Genomic DNA, 16009 nt, shown 5'->3' with positions numbered 1-16009 from the left:
TGACAGCTGCCATTCACTGACAAGCTCAAGCGGGATCGTTAGAATAAGCCTCAGACTTTTCAGCAGGAATTATGCATGCACGTTCACATTCTTGGTATCTGCGGCACCTTTATGGGCGGGTTAGCGTTGTTAGCGCGCGCCATGGGCCACAAGGTCACCGGCTCTGACGCAAACGTTTATCCCCCAATGAGCACCCAACTTGAACAGCAAGGTATTGCCTTGATTCAAGGTTTTGATCCGGCGCAGCTCGAACCAGCGCCAGATTTAGTGGTGATTGGCAATGCCATGAGCCGGGGTAATCCTTGTGTCGAAGCCGTGCTAGAGCAGGGCATGCGTTATACCTCCGGGCCACAATTCCTTCATGATCATATTCTGCCAGAACGCTGGGTGTTAGCGGTTTCGGGCACTCACGGTAAAACCTCAACGGCCAGCATGTTAGCGTGGATTCTCGAAGATTGTGGCTATCAGCCAGGCTTCTTAATTGGTGGTATTCCGCTGAACTTTGGTGTGTCTGCTCGCCTTGGTGACTCACCCTTTTTTGTGGTCGAAGCCGATGAATATGACAGCGCCTTTTTTGATAAGCGCTCTAAGTTTGTTCACTATCAGCCGCGCACCTTGGTGATCAACAACCTTGAGTTTGACCATGCCGATATCTTTGACAATCTGGCCGCGATTCAAAAGCAGTTTCATCACTTGATGCGCTTAGTGCCGCAATCAGGCCGAGTGATTTGGCCGGCCGATAGCCAAGCAGTGAGCGACGTGATAGCCCAAGGGTGTTGGAGCGAGCAAGAAACCTTTAGTCATGAAGATGCGCAAGGGAACTGGCACGCTAAGCCGTTGGCAGCAGATGGCCATCATTTCGCCATCAGTCTCAATGGCGAACAGCAAGGTGAGCTTACTTGGTCACTTTTGGGGCGTCACAATATGGAAAACGCCACTATGGCCATTGCGGCGGCGCGCCATGTGGGCGTATTACCAGCGGATGCGATTGCAGCATTGAGCAAATTTATTCCACCGAAACGCCGCTTAGAGTTACTGGCCAACGTGCATGATGTGCGGGTGTTTGATGACTTTGCCCACCACCCGACGGCAATCGCCACCACGCTCAATGGCCTGCGCGCCAACATGGGTGACAAACGGATTTTGGTGGTGCTCGAACCACGCTCGAATACCATGAAGCGCGGCGTGCATCAGCACACCTTGGCGGCTTCGATGAATCAAGCTGATATTGCCTATCTCTACCAAGCCGATAACGTGCATTGGGATATTCAAAGCGCGATGCAGCAGGCTGAAATTCCTGTGAGCGTCTATGCTGAACTCGAGCGCTTGGTCGATACCGTTGTTGCCGAGGCCAAGCCGAGCGATGCGATTGTGGTGATGAGTAACGGCGGCTTTGGTGGCGTGCATGGCAAAATTATTGCCGCGCTTGAACACAAATTTGCGGAGAACGCATGAGCAACAAAACCATTAGTTTAGCATGGACGGGAGCCTCGGGCGCACCGTATGGGCTGAAACTACTTGAGTGTTTATTGGCGGCGAATTATCAGGTGTTTTTGATGATCTCGAGCGCAGCGCGGGTGGTGTTGGCCACTGAGAATGATATTAAGCTCAGTGCCGCGCCAGAAAAGGCCACCGAGCAACTGCGCGCCATTATGCCAAGCACGGGTACGCTAACTGTGCTCGGTAAAGATGAATGGTTTTCGCCGCCAGCATCTGGCTCGGCGGCGCCGAAGCAGATGGTGATCTGTCCTTGTTCGACGGGCACCTTGGCGGCGGTGGCGACCGGCATGAGCAACAATCTACTGGAGCGTGCGGCCGATGTGGTGCTTAAAGAGCGCGGGCAACTGATCTTGGTGCCACGGGAAACGCCGTTTAATGCGATTCATTTAGAGCACATGCTGAACTTAACCCGCATGGGCGCGGTTATCATGCCGGCAGCACCGGGCTTTTATCACCATCCAAAATCGATCGAAGATCTGATAGACTTCGTCGTCGCTCGTATTCTCGATCATTTGGGCATCGCGCATTCATTAACTGGACGTTGGGGTTACAACACACCTCAGCAGGCTTTACAAGACTGAGATGGCTATGAAACACACCACAGAAATGATGATTTCTGCAGAAGAAATCGATCAAAAACTGGATGAGTTAGCGGCGCGAATCAACGCGCATTATGAAGGCAGCGACAAGCTGTTGATGGTTGGACTGCTGAAAGGTTCAGTGGTATTTATGGCTGATCTATGCCGCCGCATCAAAGGCCATGTTGAGATCGATTTTATGGCAGTCTCTAGCTACGGTAGCTCGATGACCAGCAGCCGCGACGTCAAAATTCTTAAAGATGTGCAGTCAGATATCGATGGTCGCCATGTATTGATTGTGGAAGATCTGATCGACTCAGGTAACACGCTCAATAAAGTACGTGAAATGCTGCGTTTGCGTGAGCCGAAAAGTTTGGCCTTGTGCACGCTGCTGGATAAACCTGATCGTCGCGAAGTCGACGTACCGGTCGATTTTGTGGGATTCACTATCCCAGATGAATTTGTGGTAGGTTATGGCATCGACTATGCCGAGCAATATCGCAATCTGCCTTACATCGCCAAGGTGATTCCACAAGAATAACCGCAGCCATCTCGGCATATTCTCATTCTTATAAAAAGGCTCCCGCATTCCGCGGGAGTTTTGTTTCATTCGACAGAGGTAAACGACATGACCAAAAGTCTGGCGTTGGAACTGGACAACCTTAAAAAAACCTATAAAGGCGGCGTTGAAGCCGTGAAAGGGATTAACCTGCAGGTGGAAGAGGGTGACTTCTTTGCCCTGTTAGGCCCCAATGGTGCCGGTAAATCGACATCGATCGGCATTATCAGTTCCTTAGTGCACAAAACCAGCGGCAAGGTCCGCGTATTTGGTTTGGACATCGATCAGCATCTCGAACAAGCCAAGCTATGCATTGGTTTAGTACCGCAAGAGTTTAACTTCAACCAATTTGAAACCCCCCTCCAAATTGTTGTGAACCAAGCGGGTTACTACGGCGTGCCGCGCGCCGAAGCTTTTAAACGGGCTGAAAAGTATCTATCACAGCTGGATTTATGGCAAAAGCGTAATGCCCGCGCCCGCGAACTGTCGGGCGGGATGAAGCGCCGTTTGATGATTGCCCGTGCCTTAATGCATAACCCTAAACTGCTGATCCTTGACGAACCGACCGCTGGGGTTGATATCGAACTGCGCCGCTCAATGTGGGAGTTCCTTAAGCAGATTAACCAAGAGGGTGTCACTATCATTTTGACGACGCACTATCTCGAAGAAGCAGAGATGTTGTGTCGTAATATCGGCATTATCGACAAGGGTGTGCTGGTGGAGTGCACCAGCATGAAAGCGCTGCTGGCCAAGCTGGATATGGAAACCTTCGTGCTCGACCTAGAACAGCCGATTGAGGCGGTTCCGGCGCTCGGCGGCATGACTGGCCGCCTATTAGACCCCACCACGCTTGAAGTGGATGTGGCTAAAGCTCAAGGGTTGAACGCGGTGTTTGCCGCATTGACTGAACAAAATATCGAAGTGCTATCAATGCGCAATAAAACTAACCGACTGGAAGAGTTGTTTGTCGAATTGGTAGAAAACGCCAAAGGAGGTAAGGCATGAGAGGTTTGTACTTTATCGCCTTTAAAAGCATTCTGATCAAAGAGATCACCCGTTTTACACGGATTTGGATTCAAACCCTGCTACCGCCAGCGATTACCATGACGCTGTATTTTTTGATCTTCGGAAATTTAGTCGGCAGTCGCATTGGCGAGATGGGTGGTGTGTCCTATATGGAGTTTATCGCACCGGGACTGATCATGATGTCAGTGATTACTAACTCCTATTCCAACGTTGCCTCGTCGTTCTTCAGTGCCAAGTTTCAGCGCAATTTGGAAGAGATTCTGGTCGCGCCTGTGCCACATTTAGTGATGATTGGTGGCTATGTTGCCGGCGGTGTCGCACGTGGGTTATTGGTGGGCTTAATTGTCACTTTAGTGGCGATGTTCTTTGTTGATTTTCAGCCACAACATCCGTTTTTGGTGATGCTGACCATCTTCCTTACCTCTATGTTATTTTCCTTGGGTGGCTTAATTAACGCGGTATTTGCCAAGAGTTTTGACGACATCAGTATTATCCCTACCTTCGTGTTGACTCCGTTAACGTACTTGGGTGGGGTGTTCTATTCTCTGTCGCTGTTGCCAGATTTTTGGTTAGGCGTGTCCAAGCTCAACCCTGTGGTGTACATGATTAACGTATTCCGCTTCGGCTTTTTAGGCTTTGCCGATATCAGTGTGGCCGCATCGTTAGTGGTGATCGGCATCTTCTGTGTGGCGTTGTGGGGATTGGCTTACTATCTGGTGTCTCGCGGCATCGGCTTGCGCAGCTAATCACTATTGCTGAGCGCCTGCTCTTTGTGCTGCAACAACAAGCTCAGTTTCTTGTTGTTGTAGCGCAGTTGCTCATCGTAATAGTTATTCAAGTACTGTACTTGTTGTTGATAATCGATTTTATCTTCTTCTTTTTTATGCCAAAAATGTTGGCGTTCGAGTTTTTTTAGCTCAGCGTCACGTACCAAATCGATATAACTATTCTGCTGATTCAGCCGAAAAATCTCCTGCTCCAGCTGTTTAATAAACTCTTCCTGCGACAGGTTGCGATTTTCTAGCAACTTTTGGATGGGGTCTTTATTGGCTTCATCGGAATCGGTAATGGTGGTCACACCAAACTTATAATCAACTCGGTGCTCTTTGTAGTCAGCTTCGCATGGTTGTTGGCTATAGATGACTTTTTGTTGTTTTTCACACTTGTATACGGTGGCGGCTGATGCCGAAGGGATAACAAATAATAGTGCACTGGCAAGTAATCCAAACTGGCCAGAAATTGAAAACAGTCGATATATAAAAAGGCCTTCCATGCCGCCTACCGAGAAAATTGTTTGCTAAAGATGCAATGTGGCGCAATCGTGGTAAAAAAGCAATAACACAAGGTGTCAAATAATTGGCATGATTCAGATTTTTGACATTAATCTCAACGAGATAAAAAACAAAAACGCCCTGCGTGGCTGGGCGTCTACAAAGATGTTCGGCGTTATCGATTAAACGGCAGGTTATCGATCAGTCTGGCCTTGCCTAGGTAGGCGGCGGCCAGTACTACCAGGGCTTTATCGTCCGCTTGAACCTCAGCCAAGGTGTGGGCGTTGCGCACTTCAATGTAATCAGGGGTTAACCCTGCCGCGGTTAAGCTGGCTTTGCACTGAGCAATCGCGGCATTAATGTCACTGCCACCCTTGATGGCGGTAGCCAAGGCGTCTAGCGCTTGCTTCAGCGCTGGGGCTTTTGCTTTCTCTTCAGCAGTGAGATAGCCATTGCGGCTACTCATGGCAAGGCCGGACGCCTCACGCACAGTATCCACGCCAATTACATCTACTGGCAACGACAGGTCTTCCACCATAGTGCGGATGACTTGTAATTGCTGATAGTCCTTACGGCCAAACAAGGCGATATCTGGCTGGACGATGTTAAACAGCTTACATACCACAGTGGCTACGCCGCGGAAGTGACCTGGACGGGTTGCGCCACACAGTTCGTTGGAGATCCCCGGCACTTCAACAAAGGTTTGTTGCTCAAGACCTTTGGGATACATAATCGCTGGAGTGGGCACAAACAGCATTTCACAGCCGGCATCGACCAACTTGGCTTTGTCTGCTTCCAGCGTCCGTGGATAGCCGTCGAGATCTTCGTTCTGACCAAATTGCAGTGGGTTAACAAAAATTGATACCACCACATGATCGGCGCGTTGCTTCGCTTCTTTCACCAGCGTGACATGGCCTTGGTGCAGATTGCCCATGGTCGGCACAAACGCCACACTTTCACCTTGAATACGCCAGCTTTTGATACGGGCGCGGATCTCGTCAACTTTAGCAGTTGTTAACATGATGAACCTGTCCTGCTGAATCAGTTAAAAATATGCTCTTCGCTAGGGAAGGTACCTTGCTGCACTTCTTCAATATAAGCGCGAATAGCAGAGCGAATTTCCCCAGTTTGCAGCAAATAATTTTTTGAAAAACGTGGAATATAGCCGCTGGAGATCCCGAGCACATCGTGCATCACCAAAATTTGGCCATCGGTATCTTTACCCGCGCCAATACCGATCACCGGAATTTGCACCGCTACGGTAATATCTTTGGCCAATTTAGCTGGAATACATTCCAATACAATCAGTTGCGCACCGGCTTTTTCAAAGGCGATGGCTTCGTTGAGAATTCGCTTGGCGTTGTCTTCATCGCGGCCTTGTACTTTAAAACCGCCAAACACGTTCACGAATTGCGGAGTCAGGCCAATATGGGCACACACAGGAATACCGCGTTCTGTCAGCTTTTTCACGGTTTCCAACATCCATTCGCCACCTTCCAGCTTGACCATGTTGGCGCCTGCTTGCATCAGTTTCGCAGCGTTTTCCATGCCTTGTTCTGGGGTCGCGTATGACATAAATGGCATGTCGGCAATCAACAGTGCACGCTTAATACCACGGCGTACGCAGCGCGTGTGGTAGACAATTTCGTCTACGGTAACTGGCAGCGTATCGTCATGGCCTTGCAACACCATGCCTAATGAATCACCGACTAACAGCGCATCAACCCCTTCTTCATCAAAGGCAGCAGCAAAGCTGGCGTCGTAAGCAGTCAGTGAGGTGAATTTTTTTCCTTCCTGCTTGAATTTCAGCAGGGTTGCAGCAGTGACTTTTGACATAAAAATAATCTTCTAGTGCAAGAGTGAACAGTGTTATATGCCAACCATCAAGTTGGCGCAATCATTCGCTGTCGAATCTCAGACAGGCGTTTGTAAAGGATGCAGTGATTGGCGCATCGCTTCAGTGATAAGCGCCGCAAGCTGAGTACCATCTGGCAAAATCAAATCCGGCTGTAATTCATAAAGTGGCAGCAACACAAATGCACGCTGTTGCATGTCGTAATGGGGGATGGTGAGGCGAGGGTGCTGTAATTGCAGCTCATCGTACAGCAATAAATCTAAATCGAGTGTACGTGCGCCCCAACGCTCATGGCGCTCGCGGCCTTGGCTGATCTCAATCGCTTGGAATGCATCAAGCAGCGCTAACGGTTCAAGCGCGGTAGTGAATGTGGCAACGGCGTTGATGTAATCGGGTTGGTCCATGTCTGCCATGGGCTTGGATTGCACATAGCTGGATATCCGATAACTGTCGGGTTCAGCCAATGTCGCCAGTGCTTGGCTGGCGGCATCGAGTTGTTTTACTGGCTGATCAAGGTTAGCGCCGAGAGCGACAAACACTTGTGGCATTATTCAGCGGCCCCATTACCATCGGCGGGTTTGTTGCCATTACGACGCGGTGGACGACGGCGGCGTTGTTGTGCACTGCGATTACGTTGACCACATTTATTGCTACCACCTTTTATCAGCAGTTGACGTTGCTCATCATCCGCTTCCACAAACTGTTGCCACCATTCGGCTAACGCGGCCGTATTTCCGCCCTCTGCCACGGCACGCAATAACAGCAAGTCATAGGCGGCGCGGAATTTTGGATGTTCTAGCAATTTAATGGCTCGGCCATTTTTAGAACGTTCAAAACGTTGTTGCAGCTGCCAAATATCGCGCGCAGGTACGCTGAAGCGACGTGGAATGCTGATGGTTTGGCATTGCTGCTCAAACACATCACCCATGGCAGCAAACATGGCGTCATAAGGGCTCAAGCCACTTTCGAGGGCGATATCTTGTGCCCGAGCTTGCAGCGGATACCACAAGATGGCGGCATAGAAGAAGGTAGGCGTCACTGGCTTGTCTTCGGCAATGCGGGCATCGGTATTTTGCATCACTTCGGCCAGCAGGCGCATGGCTGGGCCTTTCGGCTCATCATGCAGTTGCGCTTCTACCAACGGGAACAGTGGTGCAAATAGATGATACTCACGCAACATCCGCAGGTTTTGTACCGCTTTACCGGCGAAGAATAGCTTCAACACTTCTTCGTACATGCGAGCGGCCGGAATGTCTTTTAACAGCGGTGCCAAGGATTTAATCGGCGCGGCTGTTGCTTCGTCTAAGCGCATGCCTAACTTGGTTGCAAAACGCACCGCACGTAGCATCCGCACTGGATCTTCGCGATAACGGGTTTCTGGATCGCCAATCAAACGTAAGGTTTGATTATTCAGATCTTGAATACCACCGCCGTAGCTACGAATGCTGTAGTCGCCAATGTTGTAGTACAGTGCGTTCACAGTAAAGTCGCGGCGTTGAGCATCTTCATCAATGCTGCCGTAAACGTTGTCGCGCAACAAACGGCCAGAGGCGTTGGTTTTGGAAATCTTGTCGTTGGTTTCGGTGTGATGTCCACGGAAAGTGGCCACCTCAATAATCTCGCGGCCAAACATAATGTGGGCCAAGCGGAAGCGACGGCCGACTAGGCGACAATTGCGGAACTGTTTTTTGATATCTTCCGGTGTGGCATCGGTGACCACATCAAAATCTTTTGGCTGGTGCCCCAATAACAAATCGCGCACGCCACCACCGACTAAATAGGCTTGGTAACCAGCTTTATGCAAGCGATACAAAACCTTGAGTGCGTTTTCACTGATCTGACGACGAGATATGTTGTGTCCGTCCCGGGGAATGATCTCCAGGCTGAGCAAACCATCTTCATGGGTAGATTGGGGATTTTTGGCCGTCTGAGCGTCGTCAAACAACTGCTTACAGAACTGCGTGATACGGCGAAAAATAGTACACCTCTGAATTATTAACACATAATCGGCGGAAAAAACTGGCCGCTATCATATACCAATTGCAGGCTAATGAGTATATCAGTGACCGATGAGTATTTCGGTTTTCGCAGGAATGGCGCTGAGTTGGAACTGATTTATCGCCTGTGCCAGCATTTGCTGCGGGCTATCAGTGTCTACTGGCGCTTGCCCAAGAAAGGCGAGTGCGGCGGCTAACTCGGCTTGCGGCTGCTTCTTATTGAGTGCCGTGGCGTGGTTTTGCTTGGATAACTTAAAGCCTGGCTCGGTGGAGGCCAGCGGCAGATGAATAAAATTTGGCTCCGCTAACCCCAATTGGCGATAGAGGGTTAATTGCCGACAACTGGCGTCCAATAAGTCGGCACCTCGGACAATCTCCGTGACACCCTGATGCGCATCATCCAGCACTACCGCCAGCTGGTAGGCAAATAAGCCATCGCTACGCTGAATAATGTAATCTTCACTGGCGAACTCCGTCGGCACCTGAATCTTACCCAGCAATAGATCATTAAATTCGGCCACTGCGTGTTGGTTATATAAGCGTACTGCGCCATCGCTATGATGGGCGTGGCGACAACGACCATCGTAAATGCCATGCATCTCTTGCTGGATCTGTTTACGAGAGCAGTGGCAGTAATAGGCTTGTTGATCGGCTAAAAAAGCGTTAATGGTGGCATCGTACGCATCAAAACGTTGGCTTTGATAAAGGACGCGATCATCCCATTCAAAGCCAAACAGTTCTAATGTGCGCCGAATATCGTCGGCAGCACCTTCAACTTCTCTTGGCGGATCAATATCTTCAATGCGTAATAGCCACTTGCCAGCGAGAGAACGGGCACGTAAATAGCTGCCGAGAGCAGCGACCAGAGAGCCAAAATGAAGTGAGCCAGAGGGGGACGGCGCAAAGCGGCCGACATAGGGAGAAACGCGCTTATCGGACATAGGACACACAATCGCAAGAGCGGGACTGCATCATGTCCCGCCTGAAGCGACGTCTTAACCTGCCATCTGCTTTTCTTTGATTTCTGCTAAGGTTTTGCAGTCAATGCAAAGATCGGCGGTTGGGCGAGCTTCTAGACGGCGAATGCCGATTTCAACACCACAAGATTCACAAAAACCGAAATCATCTTCTTCAATCTTCTGTAGTGTTTTTTCAATCTTTTTAATCAACTTACGTTCACGGTCACGAGCGCGGAGTTCTAAGCTGAACTCTTCTTCCTGCGCTGCGCGATCGACCGGATCAGGGAAGTTTGCGGCTTCATCCTGCATATGGGTAACGGTACGATCCACTTCGTGACGCAGTTGATTACGCCAGGCTTCGAGTATGGTTTTGAAATGACCCAATTGTTTTGGGTTCATATACTCCTCACCGGGAGATTCCTGGTAAGGGCTCAAACCAGCGATAGCGAGTACACCAAGTGTTTTAGTGCCTTCAGGCATAACGCATCTCCTGTTTTCATTTGCGTCATAGGGCGTTTTCAATAAACGGCCGCTACATATAGCAGATTAAGAATACCTAGGCAAACATTTCCACATATCGATAACAATATATTTGACTATGCTTGCTAAATCGTAATAGCGCCAACTTTAGTCGTATTTTCTTTTGAATTTATCGCAAAAATGGCACTGAATTACTCACTCTAAACTCGTTATTATTCAGCTCACTACAATAGGCTAATACTTCTACACCCGCGGATATTGCTGTGTCGAGTAATTCGGCATAGGCGGGATCGATCTGCTTAGCCGCGGCAACATCTTTGATGCCAGTATGTTGTACTATAAACAATAGCACTCCGCGCTGACCATTTTTGACCACCGCCATTAATTCTCTTAGATGTTTCTGTCCACGTTCAGTGACAGCATCGGGAAAGTAGCCGTGTCCAGCGTCTAATAAAGTGGCACTTTTCACCTCAACATAGCAATCGGGCTGTGTACCCTCTGTGAGCTTAATGTCGATTCGGCTATTTTCTTCACCGTAACGCACTTCCCGCTGCAACCTTTTATAGCCGTGCAGTTCAGTAATCACACCTTGGAGAATGGCCTCTTCAGCGAGTTGGTTAGCACGGCCAGTATTGATGCCAATCAGCTCGCCGCTGCTGGTTTGCATCAACTCCCAGGTAAACGGATATTTGCGTTTAGGATTGTCTGACACGCTGAACCACACTGGCTCACCAGGAAATAGACAGTTCTTCATCGACCCGGTATTGGGGCAATGAATGGTAGTGATGCTGCCATCGGCAAGCTCAATATCGGCCAGAAAACGTTTATAACGCTTGATTAAACGCCCTTGCTGTAATGGGGGATCAAAATGCATCAACTGCAGCCAATTCATTGAAAAAGGTTAGCCTAGCAGTCGCTTTCCCCTCAGACAACTCGCGCTTTAGCGGCGGCTATTCGGTAAGCGTTGCAATTTGCTGTACAATGTCGCCACATTTTCATCAGTGATGAAAGGAAATCCGATGAACGAATTACTGAATGTGGTGTTGTCGAACGAAGCAGCGCCAGCCTATTGGGGCAAAGCGGATGTGAGCTTTGATGAGCAAACTGCCACCATCCACTTAAAATCTGCAATGCCACTGCGCCAAATCCAGATGGCGGCGCGTAAATTACGCAGCCAAGGTATTGCTGCTGTAGCATTAACCGGCGACGGTTGGGATATAGATCGGCAGTGGAGCTTCTATCAAGGCTTTGTTACCGCCAAAGGTGGTTTCCAAGTGGTGTGGTGTGGCGATGCCGCATTAACCGCGGAACTTTACCAACGCGCCAAAAGTGCCGACTTTGCACGTCAGCTGATCAATGAAACGCCGGAAAATCTCTATCCCGTCAAACTGGCGAGCGACACCGCAGCATGGTTAAGTGCATTAGCGCCAGATAAGGTGAGCTATCGCATCATCAGTGGCGATGAGTTGTTGCAACAGCAATGGATTGGGATCCACGCCGTCGGCCGTGGTAGTGAACGTCATCCCGCCATGCTCGAGTTAGATTACAACCCGTTTGATACTGATGCGCCCGTGTCTGTGGCGCTGGTCGGCAAAGGGATCACCTTTGATTCTGGTGGCTACAGTCTTAAAAGTTCAGAAGGCATGTTGGGCATGAAAGCCGACATGGGGGGCGCTGCAACTGTCGCCGCCGCCTTGGGCTTGGCGATTCAAAAAGGCTTAAACAAACGGGTGAAACTGTACCTCTGCTGTGCGGAAAACTTGGTCAGTGGCCGTGCTTACAAGCTGGGCGATATTCTGACCTACAAAAACGGCACGACAGTTGAAGTGGTGAATACCGATGCGGAAGGTCGGTTAGTGCTGGCTGATGGTCTGCAAGCCGCCAGTGAATCAGGCGCTCGCTTTATTATTGACGCGGCAACCCTGACTGGCGCTGCTGTGATGGCGGTGAGCAGTCAATACAACGCGATTTTCTCCCCACAACCATCAGTATTAAAACTGACCCAACAAAAAGCGGCAGAAGTGGCGGAAAATGTCTGGCCGTTGCCATTAGATCCTTGGCATCAAGATGCCTGCCCATCAGCTTATGCAGATACGGCCAACAGCCGTGCTGTTAAAGGTGGTGGTCCGGGCGGTGCGTCTAATGCAGCTGGGTTCTTGTGGCGCTTTGTCTCGCCACAAGCGGATTGGTTGCATATCGATTTGGCGGCAGCGTTTGAAGACAATGCCTCAGCCATGTGGGCGGCGGGTGCTACAACCCACGGCATGTTGACCATCGCTCAGTTGTTAGATGCAGAGTAATGGCGTGCCATTAGACCTCTCCCGTTAAATTTGCTTCAATACAGATGAAAACGCTCGGCGGCAGTCGGGCGTTTTTTATGGCCGCAATCTAATCACGGGAACTGGGTGTGAATATTCGAAAATTACAACGGCTGGATGCCGATGAGGTCTGGGAGCTGCGCAATGCCGCAATCTTACAGGGCTGTGCCAAGGTTTACGATGCCAAAACCTTGCAGATTTGGACCCCTTACGAAACCCCAGCAGGCTTTGCAGAACTCGTCGCGCGTGGCTTTTATGGCATTGAAATCGATGCAGAGCTGGTTGCAGTCGGCATGCTAGATGAGGATAGCAATAAGATTGAAGGCCTGTTTGTGTTGCCAAGCTTTATGGGGCAAGGGCTTGGGCAGCAACTATTGACCCATCTCGAACAACTGGCGCAATCGCGCCGCATCAAATCACTTACCTTGGATGCCAGCCTCAATGCGGTGAACTTCTATCAACGCTGTGGTTATCGTATTGTTCGCCATGAAACCTATCATTCCCCAGCGGGAATTAGCTTGCCCAGCGTATTGATGGAAAAGTCGCTGAAATAGCAGCCTTAATCACCCATAACTTCATTGACGTAGTGGCCAGCTTTGTAGAATGGGATATTGCACCCCTGCACCTAAGTTAATCGATTGATACAGCTGTAATGCCGTCGGCGCTAAACTGATGTGTGGAATACTTTTAGCCGCCAGTGTTGGCAGATATTTCGCTTTTCGAGCGAGGGTCACATGCGGGCGATAACTGTCGTGTTGCTGTAACGGCAGCAAGTTACTGGCAAATGCGGCGATTTGCTGCTGCATCGCCAGCAATGGCGGCGCCACCTCAGCTTGACGCAGACAGAGGATTTTCGGTTTGGGCCAAAAATCTAACTGACTGAGAGGCTGAGTAAAACGCGGCAACAGCAAGCTGTCGATGTACTGCTGTAATCGCTGTTGTTGCTCGTCGGTGACGTTGCCCAAAAAAAGCAAGGTCATATGCAGGTTCGCCGCTGCAACTGGCTTGAAGTCATCGGTTGCAAAGGCGCTTTGCAGCCTTGTCAGTCGCTGCACTTGGGCATCGTTCAATCCAAATCCGAGAAACAGGCGTTTTTGATCGATATTCATTGGCTATTCTTTGTCGCTCAGCTACCAAATTGGCTCAACTATACTAGGCTGTAACTAAGGGAATGTCTTAGTTTCAGCGCACATAGGAGGGCACGCATGGCGCAGCAGTTTACTGCCCCGTTACAACAAACGCTGATGCAACTTTTCAGTGATGCCCCACTGGTAACACTTGAACAAAATGTAGACCGCGCGTTGGAATTAATCACGGCCCAATTGGCCTGTGATGGGGTATTTGTGTTGTCACCGCTGTCTGTTCGTGGCCATTTGAGCGCCCGTAATCTCTATCTCAAACCGCAATTCAATAGCGGCCAAGGTGTGCGGGAATGGGCGCTCGGTAAAACCCCGTTCTTTCGCGAATTAGTGAAGCAATCCAAATTATTTGTGTTGAGTTCGTTAGCGCAACTCCCCAAAGACGCGACATTAGAAAAGCAGATGTTGCGGCAGTGGCATGTCAAAAGCTTAGTAGTGTTACCGCCGGTTAAACTGGGCGACACCTTAATTGCCTTGGGCGCAGTTGATTGTCAGCAAGAGCAACAATGGAGTGATGGGTTTATTGAGCAACTGCAGCACGCGCAAGCCTTAATTGCGTCCGCCATGGAGCTGACCCGCATTGCCCAAGCGTTACTGCTGAGTGAACGGCGTTATCATGAGTTATTTCATCAATTACCGTTAGCTTGTGCCCAACTGAATCGCCGCGATGAGCTGGTGATGATGAATCGCATCGCCGAACTCACCTTACTGACCAGTGATAACCCCAACCTGCTGCAATCGGTGCGGGAAGAAGATCGCGAGAATCTGCGCGAAACGCTGTCAATGGTGCGCGATGGGGTACTTGGCCAAGCGTGGTGTGAGGTCGGCATTGCCCACGGTGCCGAGCTGAGTTGGCAACGGCTAGGCTTATACCCTGCCCAAAGTGACCGACAAAATTTGATTGTGATTGCCGAGGATGTCAGTGAACGGCGTCGTTTGGCCTCAGAACTCTCATTTCAAGCCAACTATGATGTGCTCACTGGGTTGCCTAATCGAGCACATTTTGAAGATATGTTGCAACGGCTATTAATGGAGAGCCAACAAACGCCAGTGTGCATCGCTTTTGTCGATTTAGATCAGTTTCGAGTGATCAACAATATCAGTGGCCATATGGCGGGCGATCGCTTGATCTGCCAAGTGGCCGAACGACTCAAACTGCTGGTACGTAAAGGCGATATCGTGGCTCGCCTTAGCGGCGACGAGTTTGCGATTTTAATGCACGCCTGCAATCGAGATTCTGCCGCAGTGATTGCCGAACGGATCTGTGGTCAGATCCGCGGCCATGAATTTCGCTGGCAAGGGCGCGACCATAAAGTGTCAGCCAGCATCGGCATTGCGCCACTAGAGCGCAGTGAAGAGGATATCTATGCGGTGATGGCACAGGCGGATGCAGCATGTCGCTTAGCTAAAGACTTAGGCCGTAATCAGTACCAAATCTATGACGAACGCGATAATCGCTTTAAGCGTTTTTATACAGAGATGACCGCTTCGCTAGAGATTATAGAAGCGCTCGCCAATGATCGTTTTCAGCTCTACTTCCAAGAGATCCGCTCAATCAAAGGCAAAGGTGAGGGGCTGCACTTGGAGATCTTGTTGCGTATGCGGCGCGAAAACGGTGAGTTACTGTCACCAGGGGTGTTTTTCCCCGCTGCTGAACGCTACAACTTGGTATCGCGGGTCGATCGCTGGGTGATTGATCATCTGTTGCGTTGGGGCAATGCTCACCCCGAACTCTGGCAACAGTGTGAACAGTTGTCCGTGAACCTTTCTGCCGCCTCAATCGGTGAACTGGAATTTATGGAGTGGCTGCAAAATCAGTTGCTTGCTGAATCAGAATTGGCAGCAAAACTCTGTTTTGAAATCACCGAAACCGCCATGTTGAGCCAAGTAGAGCAATCTTGTCAGCTACTGGATATGTTACAAGTTTTAGGTTGTAAGCTGGCGATGGATGACTTCGGCGTGGGATTTTCCTCCTTTTCTTACCTGAAAAAGCTGGCACTGGATTACGTAAAAATTGATGGGCAGTTTGTGGTTAATCTCTGTGATGACCCCGCCGATCGCGCCATTGTCTCGGCGGTGTGTCAGTTGGCCAAAGATCTGCAGTTTCAAACCGTGGCCGAATTCGTCGAATCTGAGCAAATCTATCAACAGTTGGCTGAGATTGGTGTCGATTACGCCCAAGGCTATGCCATTCATAAGCCGATGCCATTAGACGACATTGCCACTCTATTGCCGCAAGCGCCCACCTCACCGCAATCAGTTGGCTAACAAATCGGCCACTGCGTTAGCCAGCCATTGGCAAACTGAGTACACTAGCTTTTTTCATT

Annotated in this window: 17 protein-coding genes; 8 read left to right on the top strand and 9 right to left on the bottom strand. The window is 50.0% G+C overall.

Annotated elements, in window-relative coordinates:
- The first annotated feature begins 75 nt into the window (after positions 1 to 75).
- From mpl to JYB87_RS15340, 5 genes are all read left to right on the top strand, one after another.
- Complete coding sequence (gene mpl / locus JYB87_RS15360) at positions 76 to 1455, top strand: UDP-N-acetylmuramate:L-alanyl-gamma-D-glutamyl-meso-diaminopimelate ligase (RefSeq protein WP_207354324.1); 1380 nt, start codon at positions 76 to 78, stop codon at positions 1453 to 1455.
- Positions 1452 to 2081, top strand: coding sequence for a flavin prenyltransferase UbiX (locus tag JYB87_RS15355; protein ID WP_207354323.1), 630 nt, complete (start codon positions 1452 to 1454; stop codon positions 2079 to 2081). The genes mpl and JYB87_RS15355 overlap by 4 nt, the downstream gene beginning before the upstream one ends.
- Positions 2082 to 2088: 7 nt before the next feature.
- A complete protein-coding gene (gene hpt / locus JYB87_RS15350; protein WP_207354322.1) occupies positions 2089 to 2619 on the top strand; it encodes a hypoxanthine phosphoribosyltransferase in 531 nt (176 codons plus the stop codon).
- Between the two features lie 87 nt (positions 2620 to 2706).
- Complete coding sequence (locus tag JYB87_RS15345) at positions 2707 to 3642, top strand: ABC transporter ATP-binding protein (protein WP_207354321.1); 936 nt, start codon at positions 2707 to 2709, stop codon at positions 3640 to 3642.
- Positions 3639 to 4409, top strand: a complete 771-nt coding sequence (locus tag JYB87_RS15340; RefSeq protein WP_207354320.1) for an ABC transporter permease — start codon at positions 3639 to 3641, stop codon at positions 4407 to 4409. The genes JYB87_RS15345 and JYB87_RS15340 overlap by 4 nt, the downstream gene beginning before the upstream one ends.
- On the opposite strand, the gene JYB87_RS15335 is transcribed toward JYB87_RS15340, so the two are convergent.
- From JYB87_RS15335 to sfsA, 8 genes are all read right to left on the bottom strand, one after another.
- Positions 4406 to 4936, bottom strand: a complete 531-nt coding sequence (locus JYB87_RS15335) for a DUF4124 domain-containing protein (protein ID WP_207354319.1) — start codon at positions 4934 to 4936, stop codon at positions 4406 to 4408. The two genes, JYB87_RS15340 and JYB87_RS15335, sit on opposite strands and share 4 nt — an antisense overlap.
- Positions 4937 to 5109: 173 nt before the next feature.
- Positions 5110 to 5955 carry a pantoate--beta-alanine ligase gene (gene panC / locus JYB87_RS15330; RefSeq protein WP_207354318.1) on the bottom strand — a complete coding sequence of 282 codons (846 nt, stop codon included), beginning with the start codon at positions 5953 to 5955 and terminating at the stop codon, positions 5110 to 5112.
- A gap of 20 nt (positions 5956 to 5975) precedes the next feature.
- Positions 5976 to 6770: a 3-methyl-2-oxobutanoate hydroxymethyltransferase gene (gene panB, locus JYB87_RS15325; RefSeq protein ID WP_207354317.1), complete on the bottom strand. Its 795-nt coding sequence runs from the start codon at positions 6768 to 6770 to the stop codon at positions 5976 to 5978.
- A gap of 78 nt (positions 6771 to 6848) precedes the next feature.
- Positions 6849 to 7337, bottom strand: coding sequence for a 2-amino-4-hydroxy-6-hydroxymethyldihydropteridine diphosphokinase (gene folK, locus JYB87_RS15320; protein ID WP_207354316.1), 489 nt, complete (start codon positions 7335 to 7337; stop codon positions 6849 to 6851).
- Positions 7337 to 8662: a polynucleotide adenylyltransferase PcnB gene (locus tag JYB87_RS15315; RefSeq protein ID WP_228730021.1), complete on the bottom strand. Its 1326-nt coding sequence runs from the start codon at positions 8660 to 8662 to the stop codon at positions 7337 to 7339. Before JYB87_RS15315 ends, folK begins: the two co-directional genes overlap by 1 nt.
- Positions 8663 to 8848: 186 nt before the next feature.
- The gene (gene gluQRS / locus JYB87_RS15310) at positions 8849 to 9727 is read right to left on the bottom strand and encodes a tRNA glutamyl-Q(34) synthetase GluQRS (RefSeq protein WP_207354315.1); all 879 of its coding nucleotides are present in this window, start codon (positions 9725 to 9727) and stop codon (positions 8849 to 8851) included.
- Between the two features lie 54 nt (positions 9728 to 9781).
- Complete coding sequence (gene dksA, locus JYB87_RS15305) at positions 9782 to 10225, bottom strand: RNA polymerase-binding protein DksA (protein WP_207354314.1); 444 nt, start codon at positions 10223 to 10225, stop codon at positions 9782 to 9784.
- A gap of 169 nt (positions 10226 to 10394) precedes the next feature.
- Positions 10395 to 11099 (bottom strand): DNA/RNA nuclease SfsA, encoded by a 705-nt coding sequence (sfsA, locus tag JYB87_RS15300; RefSeq protein ID WP_207356731.1) that lies wholly within the window; start codon positions 11097 to 11099, stop codon positions 10395 to 10397.
- Positions 11100 to 11244: 145 nt separating this feature from the next.
- Here sfsA and pepB point away from each other — a divergent pair, with 145 nt between their 5' ends.
- Positions 11245 to 12525 (top strand): aminopeptidase PepB, encoded by a 1281-nt coding sequence (gene pepB, locus JYB87_RS15295; protein ID WP_207354313.1) that lies wholly within the window; start codon positions 11245 to 11247, stop codon positions 12523 to 12525.
- Between the two features lie 107 nt (positions 12526 to 12632).
- Complete coding sequence (locus tag JYB87_RS15290) at positions 12633 to 13097, top strand: GNAT family N-acetyltransferase (protein ID WP_207354312.1); 465 nt, start codon at positions 12633 to 12635, stop codon at positions 13095 to 13097.
- Positions 13098 to 13118: 21 nt separating this feature from the next.
- On the opposite strand, the gene thpR is transcribed toward JYB87_RS15290, so the two are convergent.
- Entirely contained in the window at positions 13119 to 13652 is a 534-nt protein-coding gene (gene thpR, locus JYB87_RS15285) for an RNA 2',3'-cyclic phosphodiesterase (RefSeq protein ID WP_207354311.1), read from the bottom strand.
- A gap of 96 nt (positions 13653 to 13748) precedes the next feature.
- Here thpR and JYB87_RS15280 point away from each other — a divergent pair, with 96 nt between their 5' ends.
- Positions 13749 to 15950: a putative bifunctional diguanylate cyclase/phosphodiesterase gene (locus JYB87_RS15280; protein ID WP_207354310.1), complete on the top strand. Its 2202-nt coding sequence runs from the start codon at positions 13749 to 13751 to the stop codon at positions 15948 to 15950.
- Positions 15951 to 16009 lie beyond the last annotated feature (59 nt).

It is taken from the genome of Shewanella avicenniae, from assembly GCF_017354945.1.
In the GTDB taxonomy this organism is placed as follows: domain Bacteria; phylum Pseudomonadota; class Gammaproteobacteria; order Enterobacterales; family Shewanellaceae; genus Shewanella; species Shewanella avicenniae.
The sequence above is the reverse complement of the archived record's forward strand: the minus strand, read 5'-3'. Positions and strand labels throughout refer to the sequence as shown.

Bases quoted from the DNA above. Each gene is read 5' to 3' on its own strand.
- gluQRS (WP_207354315.1), bottom strand. From the start codon at position 9,727: ATGTCCGATAAGCGCGTTTCTCCCTATGTCGGCCGCTTTGCGCCGTCC.
- sfsA (WP_207356731.1), bottom strand. From the start codon at position 11,099: ATGCATTTTGATCCCCCATTACAGCAAGGGCGTTTAATCAAGCGTTAT.
- thpR (WP_207354311.1), bottom strand. From the start codon at position 13,652: ATGAATATCGATCAAAAACGCCTGTTTCTCGGATTTGGATTGAACGAT.
- mpl (WP_207354324.1), top strand. From the start codon at position 76: ATGCACGTTCACATTCTTGGTATCTGCGGCACCTTTATGGGCGGGTTA.
- JYB87_RS15340 (WP_207354320.1), top strand. From the start codon at position 3,639: ATGAGAGGTTTGTACTTTATCGCCTTTAAAAGCATTCTGATCAAAGAG.
- hpt (WP_207354322.1), top strand. From the start codon at position 2,089: ATGAAACACACCACAGAAATGATGATTTCTGCAGAAGAAATCGATCAA.
- JYB87_RS15345 (WP_207354321.1), top strand. From the start codon at position 2,707: ATGACCAAAAGTCTGGCGTTGGAACTGGACAACCTTAAAAAAACCTAT.
- folK (WP_207354316.1), bottom strand. From the start codon at position 7,337: ATGCCACAAGTGTTTGTCGCTCTCGGCGCTAACCTTGATCAGCCAGTA.
- panB (WP_207354317.1), bottom strand. From the start codon at position 6,770: ATGTCAAAAGTCACTGCTGCAACCCTGCTGAAATTCAAGCAGGAAGGA.
- JYB87_RS15335 (WP_207354319.1), bottom strand. From the start codon at position 4,936: ATGGAAGGCCTTTTTATATATCGACTGTTTTCAATTTCTGGCCAGTTT.
- JYB87_RS15280 (WP_207354310.1), top strand. From the start codon at position 13,749: ATGGCGCAGCAGTTTACTGCCCCGTTACAACAAACGCTGATGCAACTT.
- pepB (WP_207354313.1), top strand. From the start codon at position 11,245: ATGAACGAATTACTGAATGTGGTGTTGTCGAACGAAGCAGCGCCAGCC.
- panC (WP_207354318.1), bottom strand. From the start codon at position 5,955: ATGTTAACAACTGCTAAAGTTGACGAGATCCGCGCCCGTATCAAAAGC.
- JYB87_RS15355 (WP_207354323.1), top strand. From the start codon at position 1,452: ATGAGCAACAAAACCATTAGTTTAGCATGGACGGGAGCCTCGGGCGCA.
- dksA (WP_207354314.1), bottom strand. From the start codon at position 10,225: ATGCCTGAAGGCACTAAAACACTTGGTGTACTCGCTATCGCTGGTTTG.